Here is a 16472-nt window from a genome sequence, read left to right as displayed (position 1 = left end):
CTGACCGTCAGGAATGAAGCCACACGCCGGATAACCGCGGCGTGGCTCACGCTGGCACTGGTCTCGCTTGTGGCGGCAGGGCTTTATTCATTATTACTGGTGTTGGCGAGAACGCCGACGCTGCAGGAACTGATACCGGTCGTCGATTTTTTCCGCGTGGCACTCGTGGTGCACGTCAACCTGTCGATACTGATATGGATGTTGTCGATAGCGGCAGTTTTGTGGAGCCTGAGCTCCAGCCGCGACCTGCGCATGTGGGACAGGTTCTCATTCCTGCTTGCAGCGCTCGGGACGGCAATTGTTATTGTTTCGCCCTTTGCCGGCGCCGGCGATCCACTGCTGAACAACTATGTACCCATACTGCAGCATCCGGTTTTCTATGCAGGTATGGTTCTGTTCGCTGCCGGCATCAGCAGCCATTTGTTGCGCTCAGCCATTACCCGCCATGGCATTGGGCCGGCCATGGACGGAGCAAGCGCCCTGAGAGTGGGTATTACGCTATCGGCAGTTATCACCGGCGTCGCGTTCGCCGCTTTTGTCGCGTCATTTGCCGGTCTGTCCAGCATTTCCGGACAGCTGTTTTTCGAATTTCTGTTCTGGGGCGGCGGCCATGTGCTGCAGTTCACCCACACGCTGCTGATGCTGGTCGCCTGGATCGTGCTGGCCAGCGCCAGCGGCTGCCAGTTTGTCCTTTCGCCACGGGTAACAGTGGTATTCCTTATTATCCTGGCGCTGCCGGTAATCACCGTGCCATTTCTGTATGTCGCTCACGATGTCATGTCGCCGGGTCACCGGCTTGCGTTCACAGAACTGATGAAATACGGGGGCTTGTCCTGCCTGCCGCTGGGACTGGCCGTCTGCGCCAGCATCTGGCAGGGCAAGGCACCCGAAGGCGAAGGCCGCCATTTGCGCGCCGCACTCGAGAGCTCGCTGGTGTTGTTTACTGTTGGCGGGGTGCTGGGGTTCATGATCGCGGGGCTGGACATCGTCATACCTGCTCACTACCACGGATCAACGGTCGGCGTGACCATCGCTTTCATGGGGCTGACTTATTACCTGCTTCCCAGGCTGGGATTCGGGCCGGTTCCGCCACGACTGGCGCTGTGGCAACCGTATATTTACGGTGGCGGTCAATTCATGCACATCATCGGCCTGGCCTGGACCGGTGGTTACGGCGTACAACGCAAAACGGCCGGCTCCGCTCAGGGCGTGGACCGCCTTGGTGAGATTGCCGGCATGGGCTTCATGGGGCTTGGCGGGCTGATCTCGGTTATCGGTGGTTTGTTATTCCTGATTGTTGCCTACAAATCGATGCGGGGCGGCGTAACAAACAAACGGGGAAGCTGATGGAACTTGTCATCTTCACGCTCAACGGGATTGTCGTTTACTTTCTTTCGGACTGGATACTCCGACTGATTGAACGCAAACGCGGCGCCGTGCTGCCACAAAGGCAGGTCGTGTTTTTTGTAGTATTCCTGTCTCTTATCCTGCTGTCGTTCCAGATGCTGCGGCGTCTTTTTGCCTGAATAAAGCGGCTAAACACCCAGCTTCTTGTGCAGGCGGGCGTCAAAAGTCGCGAAGTGGTTAGCAAACCAGTCGGATAGTCGTTCCTGCAGCAGCTCCCGGCCAGACTCCGGATCCGCCGCAAACCTGTCGATGAGATCATGGATCTCGTCCAGCAGTTTCTCGTGATCCTCTTTGTGCGCATCGAGCTCGTCGTATCGTGCCTCGCGCATCACTCGCTCTTCCAAAGCAAAGTGCGCAGCGATATTGGAACTGATCTCGCCCAGATGGTAATCGATCGTGGCCACGCTTAGCGGGTCACGCATGCGCGTATAAATATCGTTGATCAGTTCTATGAGCTCCTGGTGCTCCTGGTCGATGGATGCAACACCCACTGAGTATTCTTTTTTCCATTCAATCAATGTCATGTTGCTTACCTGAAGAAAAAAGCTTGCTGCTCGGAATCGAATTCAACTAACAGATGCTGACCGGGCTCCAGCTCAACCGCAGCCTGGTCTTGATAGTCGAATCCTGCCGTTCGGTCTGAGTCACGCATCCCGATGAACAGGGCATGTGACCCGGTCGGTACCTGAAATCGCTGGTAGATGTTGGATTCGCCATCGCCGTGCAGGCCACTGGGCGCCAGTGTGTCACGGTAAAGCACGTCGCCGTCGAGCTGCAGCTCTACCGTTACCGGGCGCCGCCCGCGCGGGCAGTCCATGGCCACCCGCATATTGGGCGGCAGGTCCTCCAGTTCCTCGGCGGTCCGGGTGCGGCACGCTTCGAGGCGCTGTCCGGCGTGGGAGAAACTGAGTGACACTACTGCTGTATCGTCTGGCAGAAGCCGATAGTCGGGAGAGCTGGACAGCCAGCCAACAAGGGCGGCAAACAAGCCAAGACTCAGCGTTACTGCCGCAATCCTGACCAGTGCATTCGCCGGTTTCGAAACAACAGTTTCGCCCTCCTCTTCGCCCACAGGCAGGCTGCGAGTGAAGGCCGCAAGCGCATCCGCGGGGGTCGCGAAATCTGACCAGGGCTGCTCCCACGCCAGCGCTATGCGTTGCCGGTCCACGCGTTTACGCAACAGCGGATCGCGCTCACGGTTCATACGTTGTTCGGTCCAGCGCGCACCAAGCCGGTACTGACAATCACCGCCGGGGCACCCGGCCATGAACACACCGTCGGCCAGATCCCGGCTGAGAATGTAGTCGATGTACGACGGCGGCAAGTGCGCCATGCACCTGACCTGCACCACGGCATCGGAACCTGTATCCAATTGCCGCGCTGTCACGCCGGTTTCGCAGCATAGCGTCAGCACCTTTTTACCGGCCGGCAGTTTTTCCGCAGCTGCATGCAAGGAGTCACGCAGCCCCTCGGCAGAATAGTCTGGCAGATCGATGCCGGGAATGAGCGCGCTACGGGTGCGAAACGGCATCGCGGTGGGGCAGGCACCGACACAAATTCCGCAGCTCACGCACAAATCGGGATCAACCACGGCTTCGGCGTCATATTTTTTGCCATCGCTGCGCGGCGCCATCATCACTGCTGAAAACGGGCAATCGTCAACACAGCGCCGACAGCCATTGCAGTTATCGAGGTCAACTGACGCCACAGCCTGCGCCTTTGACCGCGGCAGCCACGGCGCCAGGCACAACAACAGGCTGACTCCGACCAGCAAGACCCACACCCAGCCGGGCGACCATATCTGGATCAGTGGATACACCGTGAGGTAATACCAGTCCAGACCCAGGCTCGATTGCACTCGCGCCAGGTCTGCCGGCCCCTGGCTCAGCGCGGGATACACCAGCGATAACACCAGCATTGCCAGCAGCGCACCCGCCATCAGCTTTCGTGGCGGGTTGATGTTCGGCCGGTTGATCCGGAACACGTGCAGCCAGATACCCAGCACGAGAAACAGCGGCAAACCAATTAGGTGCAGGAACGCCATGAGCGTAAAGAACCGGTCGCTGAGGCTTTCGTTGCTGAGGAAATTTCGCGCCATGGAATCGGTGAATATAGGAACCCGGTCGATCAGTTCCGCTGAGCTCAGTGCGACGTATTGCGCCAGGCCATCCCACACCAGCCAGTAACCGGTAATGCCCAGCGGTATCAGTAACCAGACCAGCGGCACACCCGTGAGCCAGCTGAACCAGCGTTTGCTCCGGTAACGGTCGTAGAAAAACTCTTTGAGGATATGCAGTACCAGCGTGACGATGGCCGCATCGGATGCGTAGCGATGCAGGCTGCGCATCACGCCGCCCAGGTACCATTGCTCGTGCGTCAGGTACTCGACCGATTGGTAAGCACCGTCGATGCTGGTGCGGAAGAAAATGAATATCCAGATACCGCTGACCAGCACAATCCAGAGAAAGAAGATCGTTAATGCGCCAAGGTGGCGCAGCGGGTTCAATGGGGCATCAAACCCGGGTTGCAACAGCCGCCGCAGGGCTTCAAATACGGCCTGACCCGATCGGTGCAAGAGGCTGCGCACGCTATTAGCCACGCCGCGCACGACGGGATTCAGTCAGCAAATAAGTACCGACCGCCAGAACTATAAACAGCCCGATACCAATCTGGATAAACAGTGAATAATCAATGCGGTAACGACCGGTGTTTGGATCATAGACGGTACAGAATATCCTGATCTTGTCCATCAAAGTGGCTATCGGATGTCCGGAAGACTGCGGCCGATTAAAGACCAGTGCTTTGAGCGGCTCCATTAGCCACGGCAACTCGAACGCCTCGCCGTACACCTGGGCATAGACTTTACTGTTTCGGTCAACAACCGTTACCTGCACGATATGATCGAAACCACGAGGCGATGGAAAATAAACAAAGCCAAGGTCGTCGACCAGCTCTTTTATAGTGCCCTCCGAAGCGCTGAGAAACTTCCAGCCAGGGATCGCAACCCCTTGTTCGCGAGCAAACACACGCATTTTTTCGGGCGTGTCATTAGCGCTGTCGAAACCAACCGTGGCAATGGTGAAGCCGTCGTCACCCAGCGTTCTTCTCGCTTTTTCCACCGCTTTGGCAAGAAAGCGGGTAGTGACCGGACAGGTGTGGTAGCAGGAGGTAAACACCATGCTGATCAGCAGCGGCTTGCCGGCGTAATCGGTCAACCGAACTTTGGTTCCGTCTGTGTCAGTGAGCGTGTAGTTACCCAGCACGGTTCCAATTGCGGCCTGCGACTGCTCCAGGGCAAGGTCTCGGTCGTAGCTGCCGGCGTCCGGGGCCGGTGCCTGTGCCAGGCCGCACGGCGACATTGCGATGGCCAGCAGGAGCATTGCGACTCGAGCAACGGTTGGCGGCCTGACGGTCATGGGTGTTCTCTTGGGGTCCGACGAAAAAGGCCGGGTAGTCGGAAACCCCACTACCCGGCCCTGATGCTTGCCGGCAATTTACTGCAGCGGCCAGACAGAAGCGAGATACTTCCAGTTCACCGCATAGTAGACGACAAAAATGGCCAGGAAGAAGATGGCAAATACAAAGGTACCCGGTGCGGCGAAGCCCCATTTGCCCGTTGCGGCATGGCCTCCCGCCGGTTCAATCGTTGGCTCGGCCCGCGGCAGCACGGTAGCCGTGACGCCATAAGGAGATTCGGACTCTACCGGTTTACCAAAGAACACTGACAGGACAGTCACCAGAATAAATATTGCCCCACCCAGGATAGCCACCATCCCGCTGATACCCACCAGGCCCATCAGGGTATAAGCGCTGGCAGGGTAGTCAAAACCGAGAGCGGAATCGGTAAACGCCATATCCCAGTGTCTTCGGGCAACGCCCAGCGTACCCGCGCCCATCATGACGGTCGTGAATACGCCCATGCCAATACCGAAAAGGTACGGCTGCCACCTGGCCAGCCCCGGCATGACCAGCTGCCGCCGGAACAGGACCGGGATCAGGAAATAGGTCAGTGACATGAAGGCCAGCGTAGTGCCAATCACCACGGTCGCGTGGAAATGTCCCGGCACATAGATGGTGTTGTGGATGATGATGTTGATCTGTTCGGTTCCCATCACCACGCCCGAGATGCCACCGAGGAAACCGAAACCCAGCAGCGAAATGAACATGCCTGAAAACACCGGGTTGCCCCACGGTGCCTTACGCAGCCACTGGAACAGCCCCTGCGAAAAACCCTTGGCGCGCTGTGCCACTTCGATCGAGCCCGGCACGGTCAGCCCGTGAACCATGCTCGCCAGCACCGCCAGGTACATGGCGTAACTGGTGTTAAAGATCTTCCAGCTGGCACTGAGACCAGGGTCGACGAGCAAATGATGCGCCGACGCGAGCTGTAGAAACGCGATATAAAGCAGGAAGGCCATGCGGCTGACTTTCTCCGACAGCGGCTTGGCGCCAAATACGATCGCCGCTATCGCGTACCAGACGGCAACATGCGCTGCGACGTTAATCTGCTGCGAAGAATGCCCAAGCGCCCACCAAATCAGGCGATACATGGCAGCGTCGATATGCCCGATCCAGCCCATCGACCACATGTAGGTCGGAATGAGGATGATCGCGCCACTGGCGATTGTAAAAACGGCGATGATACAGGCGGTAAGCGCGCCGAAAGTGACCAGCGGGATGGAGCCTTCGTACGTCTTCTCCTCCTTCGCAATGACCAGCGTACCGAGGAAAATAAAACAGCCCAGCAGTGCGCCGACGGCAAACAGTATCAACCCGAGATAGAAGTTGGGGTTGGCAGGCATCGGTACATAAGAGGTCATCATGACCGAGGCGTCGCCCTTGAGCACCGCCATGTTATTGACAATGATGCCAATGACCATCAGGGCCAGACCAAACCATGCAATCCGCGGGGTCGCCAGCCGGCAACGCAGCAGCGTGGACGAACAGAAGTACAGGATCGCGATTTCGAAAGTGATGATCCAGAAGATCAGCATGTTGACGCCATGCAGGGTCAGCAGCTGATAAAAGCGATCGGCCGGCATCAGGTGCACCGCCGGCCAGCGGGTCAGCGTGACCAGCAGCGCCGTGATACCGCCGACAAGCAGGATCACGATGGCGATGACTGCATGCAGCCGCATCAGCGTCTCGGCGGGCTTATGGAACTGTAGTCCGGACTCAGGGCAGATTCGGAATTGCTCAGTATTCATGACCCACCATCCGTCACGTAAATTTTGCCAACCATCGTGTGATGATTAATCCCGCAGAACTCGTTACAGATAATGGTCTGATCATCTGAGGTATCCGGAGTAATGGTCAGTACTATTTCGTAGCCGGGAAGTATCTGCGTATTGATATTGATCGGTTGCAGCGAAAAGCCGTGCTGCCAGTCCATCGATGAGATATGCAGCCTGTAAGTCTGGTCTTTTTCCAGCTCAAGCAGTGGCCACCATGACCACAGCCGGCCGATCAGATAGACATCGCTGCCCGGCGGCGGACGCACCACCGGCAGCTGCATATCGGTTTCGGTACGCACCGTGTATTCGTTGACCATCGCCTGCGTTTTGGCCATAAAAGCGGCCGGTGTCGTGCGATAGGCTTCGTTGGACAGGTTCTGTTTTCCATAGACATGCCACAAAGGCATCATGAAAAACATTATCAACGACCAGACAAGCGCGATGCCTATCCAGGTTCCTTCTACTCGATCCAGTGGTTGTTTCCACCAGATGGTTTCCGCGGGCGGTTGTATGGCGCTCACGTTGACACCCCTTTGCTGTTAAATCATGGAGCGATGGGAATAGTAACGATCTCCATGATGCCCCATATGATGTAGAACACGGTTGGCACGACCACGCCGATAAACAGCAACAGAAACGGGTTATCCAGGACTCGTTGCATTACCGGTACGCGTTCAGGTTCGTTTGAACTGGATTCTTCGTTCATTGTTGGTCCCTGTAGGAAACAGAATTCCGCCGCCTGGCGCCATGATAGGTCAAATTCCAGGATTGAGGTAGTATAGTTGCGGCGCAGCGCGGTCACGATTTCGGAAACTACGTATGTCGTCCAGTGTGCTCGAATGCGTTGGGGCAATTCAGCATCCAGGAAGAGCGATGATGCCAAAAATTTTGTTGGTGCTGGTTTTCGCCGTGCTGCCATTGACGGGATGCAGCAAAAACCCGGGGCCGGGGCTCGAGATTCACGACACAAAGTATGTCGCAGTCGACGCTGACGGCAAGCAGATAGCCACCGCTCAAGCTGCCTGGCCGTGCACGCTGGATCAGTACACGGGCCTGCTGTGGGAGGTCAAAACGGACGAGCCCGGTCTGCACCACTGGCGGAACACCTACAGCTGGTATAACCCTGAGGAATCGAACGATCCGGAGGGTCTCGACTACCGCGGCACGCCTGATGGCGGCGACTGCACCGGCAGCGCCTGTGACACCTGGGCCTATGTGAAGGCGGTCAACAAGGCCGGCTATTGCGGCCACAACGACTGGCGATTACCCCTGCGTGACGAACTGGCGTCCATCAGCGATCCTCGCAAGATGAAAAAGCCACCGACAACCAACATGCAGTATTTTCCACACATGCAGCCCGGCGAGTACTGGACCAGCAACGATTATCATTTCCAGTTCGATGCCGCATGGGCATGGAACTTCAGTTACGGCCATGACCGGGTGGACTGGAAGAAATCTCCAAAAACCGTGCGGCTGGTTCGTGGCGAAGCGCTGCATCTGACCCGCACAAAAGACTGATCGGGCGACGTGAAATTCCTGGCCAGAACCTCCCTGCTGCTCGTTATCGTCCTGGTTTCACTGAGCGCATACCTGCGCCTGTCGCACTCCGGTATCGGTTGCCCGGATTGGCCGTCGTGTTATGGGCAGATCGGAACGCCGCCGGCGGTCGCCCAGGAGACCGATACCCGAAACGCTTACGAACGCCTGGGCGAGCAGGCCAATGAACCGCTGGCGTGGGCCACGCCGTTGCACCGCCTGGTTGCAAGTGTTTTGGGACTGCTCGTCCTGTTCCTGAATGTCGCTGCATTTCGACAAAAGCGGGATCGCGTAATTTCGCTGGCGTTACTTGCGGCCACGGTGTTTCTGGCGATTCTTGGTATCAGGTCCGGCAGCCTGCACAGCCCGGCGATAATCATGGGCAACCTTGCCGGCGGTTTTTTTATGCTCGCCCTGCTGGGCTGGATGGTGTTCAGGTCTGCCCGTCCAGCCGCCGTTCATGACGGCTTGCGCGGCTGGGCGGTGATCGCGCTGTTCCTGTTGGGCACGCAGGTGGTGCTCGGTGGCCTGACCAGCGCAAATTTCGCCGCGACAGCGTGCATGACCTTGCCAGACTGCAATGGCGCCTGGCTGCCGGGCAGCGAACTGCTAAACGCTTTTGATCTGTCGCGTATCCACGAGGTCAATAGCCAGGGTATCGCCATCGGCGGCGCAGAACGTGCGGCGATCCACTTGACCCACCGCCTGGGAGGCGTGCTGACGCTGGCGGCATTGCTGGTAACGGGTGTCCTGGCGCTGCGCGCCGGCCGCGCCAATCGCGCCATAGCCATAACTATCATTGTGCTCGCGGTGGCCGAGGTCTCGATTGGTGTCATGGCGATCGTTACCAGCCTGCCGATTGGCCTGGCTGTTGCGCACAACTGGGTCGCTGCACTGCTGGTACTGGCCTTGCTGCGATTGCTGGCACCGCAACGAGGCCCGGACGCTCTGGTTGTAAACGTATGAGACAAAAAGTATTCGTAATTGGACTGATTTCACTGGTCACGGTTCTGGCGATCGGCTGGTACGGCAATGCCCGGCCACGTTTCGATGCCACACCCGACACATTCTTATTAGGCACTGTCTGGCCGGATCCGAGGCCGCTTCCCGAGCTTGAACTCCTCGACCACCGTGGGGCGCAAATCGGGCGTGATCAGTTCAAAGGGCAATGGACAATGATGTTTTTCGGTTATACATCCTGTCCGGATATCTGCCCGACCACGATGCTCACGCTGCGCAGCGTGGTGGCAGAGATGGAGAAAACCGGCGCGATCGCGCCACGCGTGGCGCTGGTCACGGTGGACCCGGAGCGCGACGATGCCCCCACGCTGGCTCGTTACGTTGCTCATTTCAATGAAGACTTTATTGGCCTGAGGGGTGGCGACGACGGACTGCGCGCATTATCCATGCACGTCGGTGCGATGTTTGAGCACGAGGCTGCCGATGAAAACGGCAGCTATGAAATCGCCCACAGCGCATCGCTGTTCCTTATTGATCCCGAGGCGCGCCTGCACGCCGTATTCTCGCCACCGCACAACCCGGCCGACATCGCGGAAAAACTGATCGCGATCCGCGCGCGCTACGAACAGGGCTGAATCGGGGAGAGAGACCCTGACCCAACGACTGGCACGGGAGGTAGGTTAAGGTCGCCACCCGTACACGATCAGGCTGTTTTTGAACTACTATCGGGTTATAAGGCCGGGCGCCGGCCAGCGGCCGGAAACGCCTGCTGAAAACCGGGTTTCAGAGAGGTAAAGCCGATGAATACAAACCACATTAGCCGAAAAATTGGAGCCGCTGCGGTCATCGCGCTCATCGCCCAGCCACTGTGGGCGGGAGTCGTATTTGAGGTCGAAACCACCTGGCACTCAGGCCCGGATCGGGGACCGGAGACCTCCGAGATGTCTGTCGAAGGGTCAAACCTGAAGATGGAGATTCCCCCCGGCGACAGTGGCGCGGGCAAAGACGTGGCAATCTGGCGCGGCGACCGACGCGAGATGGTATTCGTTGATCATCGCGACAAGGCTTACATGGTCATTGACAGCAGCAGCGCGAAAGATGTCCGCAACCAGATCGGCAGCCAGATGCAACAGGCAATGAAAGAAGTCGAGAAGCACATGGAGGGTCTCGACCCGAAACAACGCGAGATGATGCAGGAAATGCTCAAGGGCAAAATGCCGCCAGGCGCCGCATCAGGCATGCCCACCCGGCCAACAACAGAATTCCGCCGCACCGGCGAACGGGCGAAGAAGGCGGGTTATCCCTGCGTCAGGTATGACGTACTTCGCGACGGCGAGAAGATCCAGGAGCTGTGGGTTACTGACTGGGACAATGTCGAGGGCGGCGAAGATGCGAAAGATGTCTTTAAAGACATGAATGCATTCTTTGAAGAACTGGGCGACTCCTTCGGCGGCGCCGGCTTTGGCGACGGGCAATTCGACACCTTTGAAGAGGTCAATGGATTCCCGGTCGTAACTCGCGATTTCGACGATGGCAGTCTGGAAAGCGAAACGACGCTCCGATCGGCCCGGCGGCAAACGCTGGATCCGGACGCGTTCGAGCCACCGTCGGGATACAAACGACGGACAATGCTCGGCGCTCCCTGAACTAACCGCCTTGCAAGTGTTGCTTCGTCGATGTCTACGCTCTGACACAGGTTGTCCGACGAGCTAAGAGCCGCCTGGCGTTATTCAGGTCTGCGCCTTCACGTCTGGCTGATCGCACAGGTCGGTGAGATTGCGGCGCCGTGTCAGATGGAGAAAATGTCTGCCACCGGTACGCTGAATTCCGGCAGCAAGTCCTCCGCGGTCAGCAGATCGGTTCCCGCATGGATCTGTGGTTCGAACAGGCTGCGATAGCTGCGTACCTGTTCCGTCTGCGGATCGACTACCCAGACCAACGTGGTGCCCGCCGCGAGATAGTCGGCGACTTTGGCGTGAATCTCCTGCGGCCGGTTGCCCGGCGAAAGCACTTCAACCGCCAGATCAGGTGGCCCGGGCATCGCGTCCGCATCGTCTTCCATCGCGAGGTACCGATCCATCCGGATGAAAGCGACATCCGGTGCGCGCACGGTATCGGGCGAGCGATGCAAAACAAAACCGGTATCGCACGTGACGACGACGCCGGCGCCGTGTTGGCGCACACAGGCATCGAGGATAGCTACGATTCGTCCAGCCACGCGCCCATGACGAACACCGGGCGGGGGCTCACTGACGAGCCAGCCGTTGACGAGTTCGTAGAGCAATTCGTTATCGGGCAACCGGTACAGGTCGTCCAGCGTCATCGCTGTCTGTGCAGGCTCGCTCATACGACCGGATCGTAGCAGAACCGGGTCCGGGCGGACCAAGAGCATATCGGGGGTTCTCAACTAATTTTCGAAACTTAGCGCCGCTCCTGGCACAATTTCAGCTCAAGCAACGCAACGTCAACCTTCCGGCCGGCATCCAAGAGGGAGATCCTTTTCGACAATCCCTGGAGACCTCATGCGCCTCACCCTGACAGTCCTGACCGTGTTACTCGTGGCCGGCTGTACGCCCGAACAACCGTCCGCCGTTGCGCCCCAACCGGCCACGCACAACCAGCTTGTCACGCGTATCAATCCTGATGCGGGACCAACGGTCTATAAAAATGGCCAGTGGCACACCGAGGTCGGCGATTCGATTGAATTTATCGCCGGCGATCGCTACGCGGACAAGGGCGTGTTTGTGGCGCAGCGGCCAAATGACGCCGCCGTCATTGACCTGGGCGGCGCATTTGTCGTGCCACCATTTGGCGAGGCGCATAATCACTCGGTCGACGGGCCCGGCACTGAAGCCACCGCGGAAAAGTACCTGGCTGAAGGCGTTTTTTACTACAAGAACCCGAACAGCATCTATTCATTCACTGAGCCGATGCTCGATTACTGGAACAGGCCCGACACACTGGACGTCAGTTTTTCCTATGGCGGGCTGTCGCAGGATGAGGGTCACCCGGAAAAGCTGTATCGAATGCTGCTCGGGTTCGGCATGTATGCCGACACGGGCGCTGACGAGCTTGATGGCAATGCCTTTTACGACGCTACAACCATTGAACAACTGGATAAAAACTGGGAACGCGTACTCGCCACCGAGCCAGAATTTTTGAAGCTGTACCTGCTGCAATACGACTCCGAGGACAGCGCCGGGCTCTCGGAGGTGGTATTCCGCGAGGCGGTAAAACGTGCAAATGCCGCAGGCCTGCGCACTATCGTGCATGTGGAAACGGTGCAGGACCTGGCATTGGCAGTCGATGCCGGCGCCACCGAGGCTGCGCATTTGCCTGCTTATGACCTGGCTATCGCAAAAGATCCGAAGCGCTCGCAAATTCCGGATGCGCTGATAGAGAAAATGGCGGCGCAGGGCTTTATCGTAGTCGCGACTGTTAATGTCACGCAGGGGCGCGAGTACAGTGAAGAAGATCTGAAGATTGTCACCGACCGCCAGGCCGATAATCTCACTCGCATGAAAGCTGCCGGCGTATCGATTGCCGTCGGGTCGGACAGTTATTTTCAGACGGCCTGGAACGAAATCCAGTCGCTGAAGGCGCTGGGCGTGTTTACTGATGAAGAACTGCTCGCGCTGTGGGTACGCACACCGGCCCTCAGCATTTTTCCAGGACGGGCGATTGGTACGCTCGAACCCGGTTATGAGGCGAGCTTCCTGACACTGAACTGCGACCCTACGCTGGAAATTGCCTGCGCCACCCGGATTGCACATCGGGTAAAAGGCGGGCTGGTCCTGGATGCTGCTGCAGAGGCGCGTTAGCTGAAATGAGCTTATCGGGAAATCGAGGGTACGCTCTACAAGCCTTACGCCTCTGCGGTTTGCGGCAACTTCCGGAGCAACAGCTCTATCAGGTCGGTGGTCGTCACGATACCTTTTAGCAAATTGTTGTAGCCGACGACGGGGAGGCCATGAAAGCCGCCGGCCGCCAGGATTCGTGCAGCCTCACGAATCGTCGCGTCAACTCCGACAGACACCGGATTTCGATGCATGACCTCGGCCACAGTGTATTGTCGGTCGAGAAACTCGTTAGCCGGATTGTCATCGTCGTACAATTTGCTCAGTTTGATCATGTCATTCGAAGTCAGGATGCCAACCAGCTTGCCATCTTCGACCACCGGCAGATGGTGGATTTGTCCTTTCGAGAATATAGACTGCGCGTCACTCAGTTTCTGATTTAACTCGAGCGTGATCGGATCTTCCGTCATGACATGAATCACAGGATCGTCAAAGGGCATGGACTTGTCCTCCAGTCGGCTGGCCGGGACAATATTGTCAGGTCGATGAGGGCAAAACTGTGCAGTCGCGCACAAAAACCCGGAGAATTATCGGGTGCCGCTGGCGGGAATATGATGCGCCGCGTCAGGAAGCGGCGGCAACGGCCTGCTGTCCATCCAACGCCTGATCGACCTCCTCTCGTAAGGAAGTGAGCGTCATGCTCAGCTGCATCGAAGGCGTCCTCCGGTCGGACGACTCACAGCCAGCCGATATTGCCCTTTGCGACGGGCCGCGCACACGAGCCCCCGTGTGTGCGCCGTAGCTGCCGGGGCGTCGTTGTTGATAAGGGCCAGCACTGACTAGCCCAGCCCGGGGCGGCATCGAACCACCAACCCGGAATATCGGTGCAGGGTTAATCAGCCGTCTGGTCGCAAAATCGATGGCAGCCCTGACCATTACCTGCATCGCGCTATCGCGTCTGCTTGCTCAATAACAGCCTGTCGTCGATCGGTATGAACTCATCGGCCGCTTTGATTAACTGATTGGAGGTGAGTTGCGCAACACCATAAACCTCTGTCCTGGTATTGAATCGCTGCTTGATTCTCTCGAGCAGAACATCAAAGTCGCCATCGCCGGATGCCAGGACAACTGTGTCGCAGCTCTGCGCCTCTTCAAAAACATCCAGAGCAATGCCGACATCCCAATCGGCTTTGGCGGTGCCGTCGAGTCGTTTCAGCATTGGCTTTAGTTTTATCGTAAAACCGATGGCACGAAGAATGTTCTGGAACTGCGTTTGCTTTTCGTCGCCGCGCCCGGTGGCGTAGGCGTTGGCGCAAATTACTTCGCGCCCACGCGTGACCTGCGCCCAGAATTTATTGTAATCGAAATTGGCAGAATGGGCCTGACGGCACGTGTAGTAAATATTCTGCACGTCGACAAAAATGCCGATCTTTTCCACTTTGGGATCTGCCACCTGTTTTCTATACGCTCGTTTTGGTGGCTGCTGCAACGGCCCGACTGGATTCAGACGCGATAACGCCAGATCAGGCGACCCGAGATTTGTCGCTCAGCAGCTGCGCACGCAGGTATTCGTCGTAGGTGCCGGTGAAATCAACAATGCCGTCAGGCGTCATGTCGATAATGCGTGTCGCCAGTGTTGACACGAAATCCCGGTCATGACTGACGAAGATCAAAGTGCCAGGGTAATTTTCCAGGGCAAGGTTCAGCGCCTCGATCGACTCCATATCGAGATGGTTTGTCGGTTCATCCATGACCATCACGTTGGGTTTTTGCAGAATCAGTTTGCCGAACATCAGCCGGCGCTCTTCGCCGCCGGATACCACTTTGACCGATTTCTCGCTGTCATCTCTGGAAAACAGCATCCGTCCCAGCGTGGCGCGCAACAGTTGTTCGTCAGAACCGGGCGGCTGCCATTGTGCGATCCAGTCAAGCAGCGTCATGTCAGTCGTAAATTCTGCAGCGTGGTCCTGGGCAAAGTAGCCAGTCCGGGCATTCTGGGCCCATTTCACCTCGCCGGTGTCTGGTTCGAGATCCTGCAGCAGACAACGTGCCAGCGTGGTCTTGCCAATCCCGTTGGGCCCGAGTATTGCGACCCGCGACCCGGCATCGATGCTCAGGTCCAGGTTCTCAAACAACGGCCCGTCGTCGAAACCCTTGCTGATGTTGGTCGCTTCCACCGCGACACGCCGCAGCGGCTTGTCCTGTTCGAAACGAATAAACGGACTGACCCGACTCGACGGCTTGATGTCTTCGAGCTTGATTTTTTCCAGCTGTCGGGCGCGCGAGGTTGCCTGGCGCGCCTTCGAGGCGTTCGCGGAAAACCGGCTAACAAAGGCCTGCAGATCGGCTCTTTTCGCTTTCTTTTTTGCGTTCTCCGCATGGATCCGCTCGCGTGCCTGCGTGGCGGCGGTCATGTACTCATCATAGTTGCCCGGAAAAACCTGCAGCCTGCCGTAATCCAGGTCGGCCATGTGTGAGCAGACGCTGTTCAGGAAATGACGATCATGCGAAATGATCACCATCGTGGATTTGCGGCTCTGCAGAAATTCTTCCAGCCAGCGAATCGCATTGAGATCGAGGTTGTTGGTGGGCTCGTCCAGCAGCAACACATCCGGATCGGAAAACAGCGCCTGCGCCAGCAAGACCCTGAGCTTCCAGCCGGGGGCGACAGCACTCATCGGGCCTTCGTGTTGCTCGACCGGGATGCCGATGCCTTCCAGCAGCTCACCGGCGCGCGATTCGGCCGAATACCCGTCCATCTCGGCAAATTCGACTTCCAGATCCGCAGCACGCATGCCTTCCTCGTCACTCATCTCAGGCAGCGAATACAGGCGGTCGCGTTCCTGGATAACGCTCCACAATCTTTCGTAGCCCAACATCACAGCATCAAGGACCCGGTAGTCCTCATAGGCAAACTGATCCTGGGACAGCTGGCCGATACGAGCACCTGGGTCGATCGCGACATTGCCGGCTGAAGGCTCCAGCTGGCCTGCAAGAATTTTCATCAGGGTCGATTTGCCCGAGCCGTTTGCACCGATCAGGCCATAGCGGTTGCCATTGCCGAATGTCACGGAGACATTCTCAAACAGGGGCCTGGTGCCGAACTGAATCGAAAGATTTACTGTAGAAATCAAAAGTGTGTGCCTGGTTAGAGTGAGGTGAATCAGCGGACCGCAATCACCAGAAATCAGCCTCAAAAGGCCTGATAGTCGGGGAAACGCGGGTTCTGCTGCGGGCGGGCGGAGCGCATAGTAACAGATTGACGGCATAAACAGGTGTAAAAGCCGGTTGCAGCGGCAGCGCAAGCATTGGCCGGTCTGGCACCCGGTTCGGGGCGAGAGCTCAGGCTAGCCCGGTTTTTTGTAATGCCTGGTCAGATACTGATCCAGCTGATTGGCGAACAGCTGTTTATCACGTTTACTGAATGCGGCTGGCCCACCGCTGGTATCCACGCCGCTGGCGCGCATGGTGTCCAGGAAATCGCGCATATTGAGCCTGCCGCGAATATTTTCTTTGGTAAAAAGCTCGCCACGCGGGC

The 16472-nt window shown here is 57.7% G+C and carries 18 protein-coding genes; 7 read left to right on the top strand and 11 right to left on the bottom strand.

Going from position 1 to position 16472, the window contains the following annotated elements; genetic code table 11:
* A partial coding sequence (locus tag HKN06_08080) for a cytochrome C oxidase subunit I (GenBank protein NNF61272.1) occupies nucleotides 1-1347 on the top strand: 1347 nt, incomplete at its 5' end.
* Nucleotides 1347-1526 carry a hypothetical protein gene (locus HKN06_08075; protein NNF61271.1) on the top strand — a complete coding sequence of 60 codons (180 nt, stop codon included), beginning with the start codon at nucleotides 1347-1349 and terminating at the stop codon, nucleotides 1524-1526. The genes HKN06_08080 and HKN06_08075, both read left to right, overlap by 1 nt.
* 9 nt (nucleotides 1527-1535) lie before the next feature.
* On the opposite strand, the gene HKN06_08070 is transcribed toward HKN06_08075, so the two are convergent.
* The 6 genes from HKN06_08070 to HKN06_08045 form a co-directional block, all read right to left on the bottom strand.
* Nucleotides 1536-1931, bottom strand: a complete 396-nt coding sequence (locus tag HKN06_08070) for a hemerythrin family protein (GenBank protein NNF61270.1) — start codon at nucleotides 1929-1931, stop codon at nucleotides 1536-1538.
* A gap of 5 nt (nucleotides 1932-1936) precedes the next feature.
* On the bottom strand, nucleotides 1937-3994 hold the full coding sequence (locus HKN06_08065) for a hydrogenase iron-sulfur subunit (GenBank protein NNF61269.1): 2058 nt from the start codon (nucleotides 3992-3994) through the stop codon (nucleotides 1937-1939).
* 4 nt (nucleotides 3995-3998) lie between these two features.
* Nucleotides 3999-4823, bottom strand: a complete 825-nt coding sequence (locus HKN06_08060; GenBank protein NNF61268.1) for an SCO family protein — start codon at nucleotides 4821-4823, stop codon at nucleotides 3999-4001.
* A gap of 78 nt (nucleotides 4824-4901) precedes the next feature.
* On the bottom strand, nucleotides 4902-6614 hold the full coding sequence (locus HKN06_08055; protein NNF61267.1) for a cytochrome C oxidase subunit I: 1713 nt from the start codon (nucleotides 6612-6614) through the stop codon (nucleotides 4902-4904).
* Nucleotides 6611-7162, bottom strand: a complete 552-nt coding sequence (locus tag HKN06_08050) for a cytochrome C oxidase subunit II (protein ID NNF61266.1) — start codon at nucleotides 7160-7162, stop codon at nucleotides 6611-6613. The genes HKN06_08055 and HKN06_08050 overlap by 4 nt, the downstream gene beginning before the upstream one ends.
* A 23-nt stretch (nucleotides 7163-7185) precedes the next feature.
* The gene (locus HKN06_08045; protein ID NNF61265.1) at nucleotides 7186-7347 is read right to left on the bottom strand and encodes a hypothetical protein; all 162 of its coding nucleotides are present in this window, start codon (nucleotides 7345-7347) and stop codon (nucleotides 7186-7188) included.
* Nucleotides 7348-7514: 167 nt separating this feature from the next.
* Here HKN06_08045 and HKN06_08040 point away from each other — a divergent pair, with 167 nt between their 5' ends.
* The 4 genes from HKN06_08040 (at nucleotide 7515) to HKN06_08025 (ending at nucleotide 10783) form a co-directional block, all read left to right on the top strand.
* Nucleotides 7515-8159 (top strand): DUF1566 domain-containing protein, encoded by a 645-nt coding sequence (locus HKN06_08040; protein NNF61264.1) that lies wholly within the window; start codon nucleotides 7515-7517, stop codon nucleotides 8157-8159.
* Nucleotides 8160-8168: 9 nt separating this feature from the next.
* A complete protein-coding gene (locus HKN06_08035) occupies nucleotides 8169-9143 on the top strand; it encodes a COX15/CtaA family protein (GenBank protein NNF61263.1) in 975 nt (324 codons plus the stop codon).
* Entirely contained in the window at nucleotides 9140-9772 is a 633-nt protein-coding gene (locus HKN06_08030) for an SCO family protein (GenBank protein ID NNF61262.1), read from the top strand. Before HKN06_08035 ends, HKN06_08030 begins: the two co-directional genes overlap by 4 nt.
* 165 nt (nucleotides 9773-9937) lie before the next feature.
* Nucleotides 9938-10783 (top strand): hypothetical protein, encoded by an 846-nt coding sequence (locus HKN06_08025; protein NNF61261.1) that lies wholly within the window; start codon nucleotides 9938-9940, stop codon nucleotides 10781-10783.
* Between the two features lie 143 nt (nucleotides 10784-10926).
* Here HKN06_08025 and HKN06_08020 read toward each other — a convergent pair whose 3' ends face one another.
* Nucleotides 10927-11484 (bottom strand): Uma2 family endonuclease, encoded by a 558-nt coding sequence (locus HKN06_08020; protein NNF61260.1) that lies wholly within the window; start codon nucleotides 11482-11484, stop codon nucleotides 10927-10929.
* Between the two features lie 175 nt (nucleotides 11485-11659).
* On the opposite strand from HKN06_08020, the gene HKN06_08015 reads away from it, so the two are divergent.
* Nucleotides 11660-12958, top strand: a complete 1299-nt coding sequence (locus HKN06_08015; GenBank protein ID NNF61259.1) for a hypothetical protein — start codon at nucleotides 11660-11662, stop codon at nucleotides 12956-12958.
* Between the two features lie 44 nt (nucleotides 12959-13002).
* On the opposite strand, the gene HKN06_08010 is transcribed toward HKN06_08015, so the two are convergent.
* The 4 genes from HKN06_08010 to HKN06_07995 form a co-directional block, all read right to left on the bottom strand.
* Complete coding sequence (locus tag HKN06_08010; GenBank protein ID NNF61258.1) at nucleotides 13003-13434, bottom strand: CBS domain-containing protein; 432 nt, start codon at nucleotides 13432-13434, stop codon at nucleotides 13003-13005.
* Nucleotides 13435-13883: 449 nt separating this feature from the next.
* The gene (locus tag HKN06_08005) at nucleotides 13884-14372 is read right to left on the bottom strand and encodes an NYN domain-containing protein (protein NNF61257.1); all 489 of its coding nucleotides are present in this window, start codon (nucleotides 14370-14372) and stop codon (nucleotides 13884-13886) included.
* Nucleotides 14373-14457: 85 nt separating this feature from the next.
* Nucleotides 14458-16068, bottom strand: coding sequence for an ABC-F family ATPase (locus tag HKN06_08000; GenBank protein NNF61256.1), 1611 nt, complete (start codon nucleotides 16066-16068; stop codon nucleotides 14458-14460).
* A 213-nt stretch (nucleotides 16069-16281) separates the two neighbouring features.
* The coding region (locus tag HKN06_07995; protein NNF61255.1) for a YaiI/YqxD family protein at nucleotides 16282-16472 on the bottom strand (191 nt) is incomplete at its 5' end.

It is taken from the genome of Gammaproteobacteria bacterium, assembly GCA_013003425.1.
GTDB lineage: Bacteria > Pseudomonadota > Gammaproteobacteria > Steroidobacterales > JABDKV01 > JABDJB01.
This window is presented reverse-complemented; position numbering and strand designations above follow the sequence as displayed.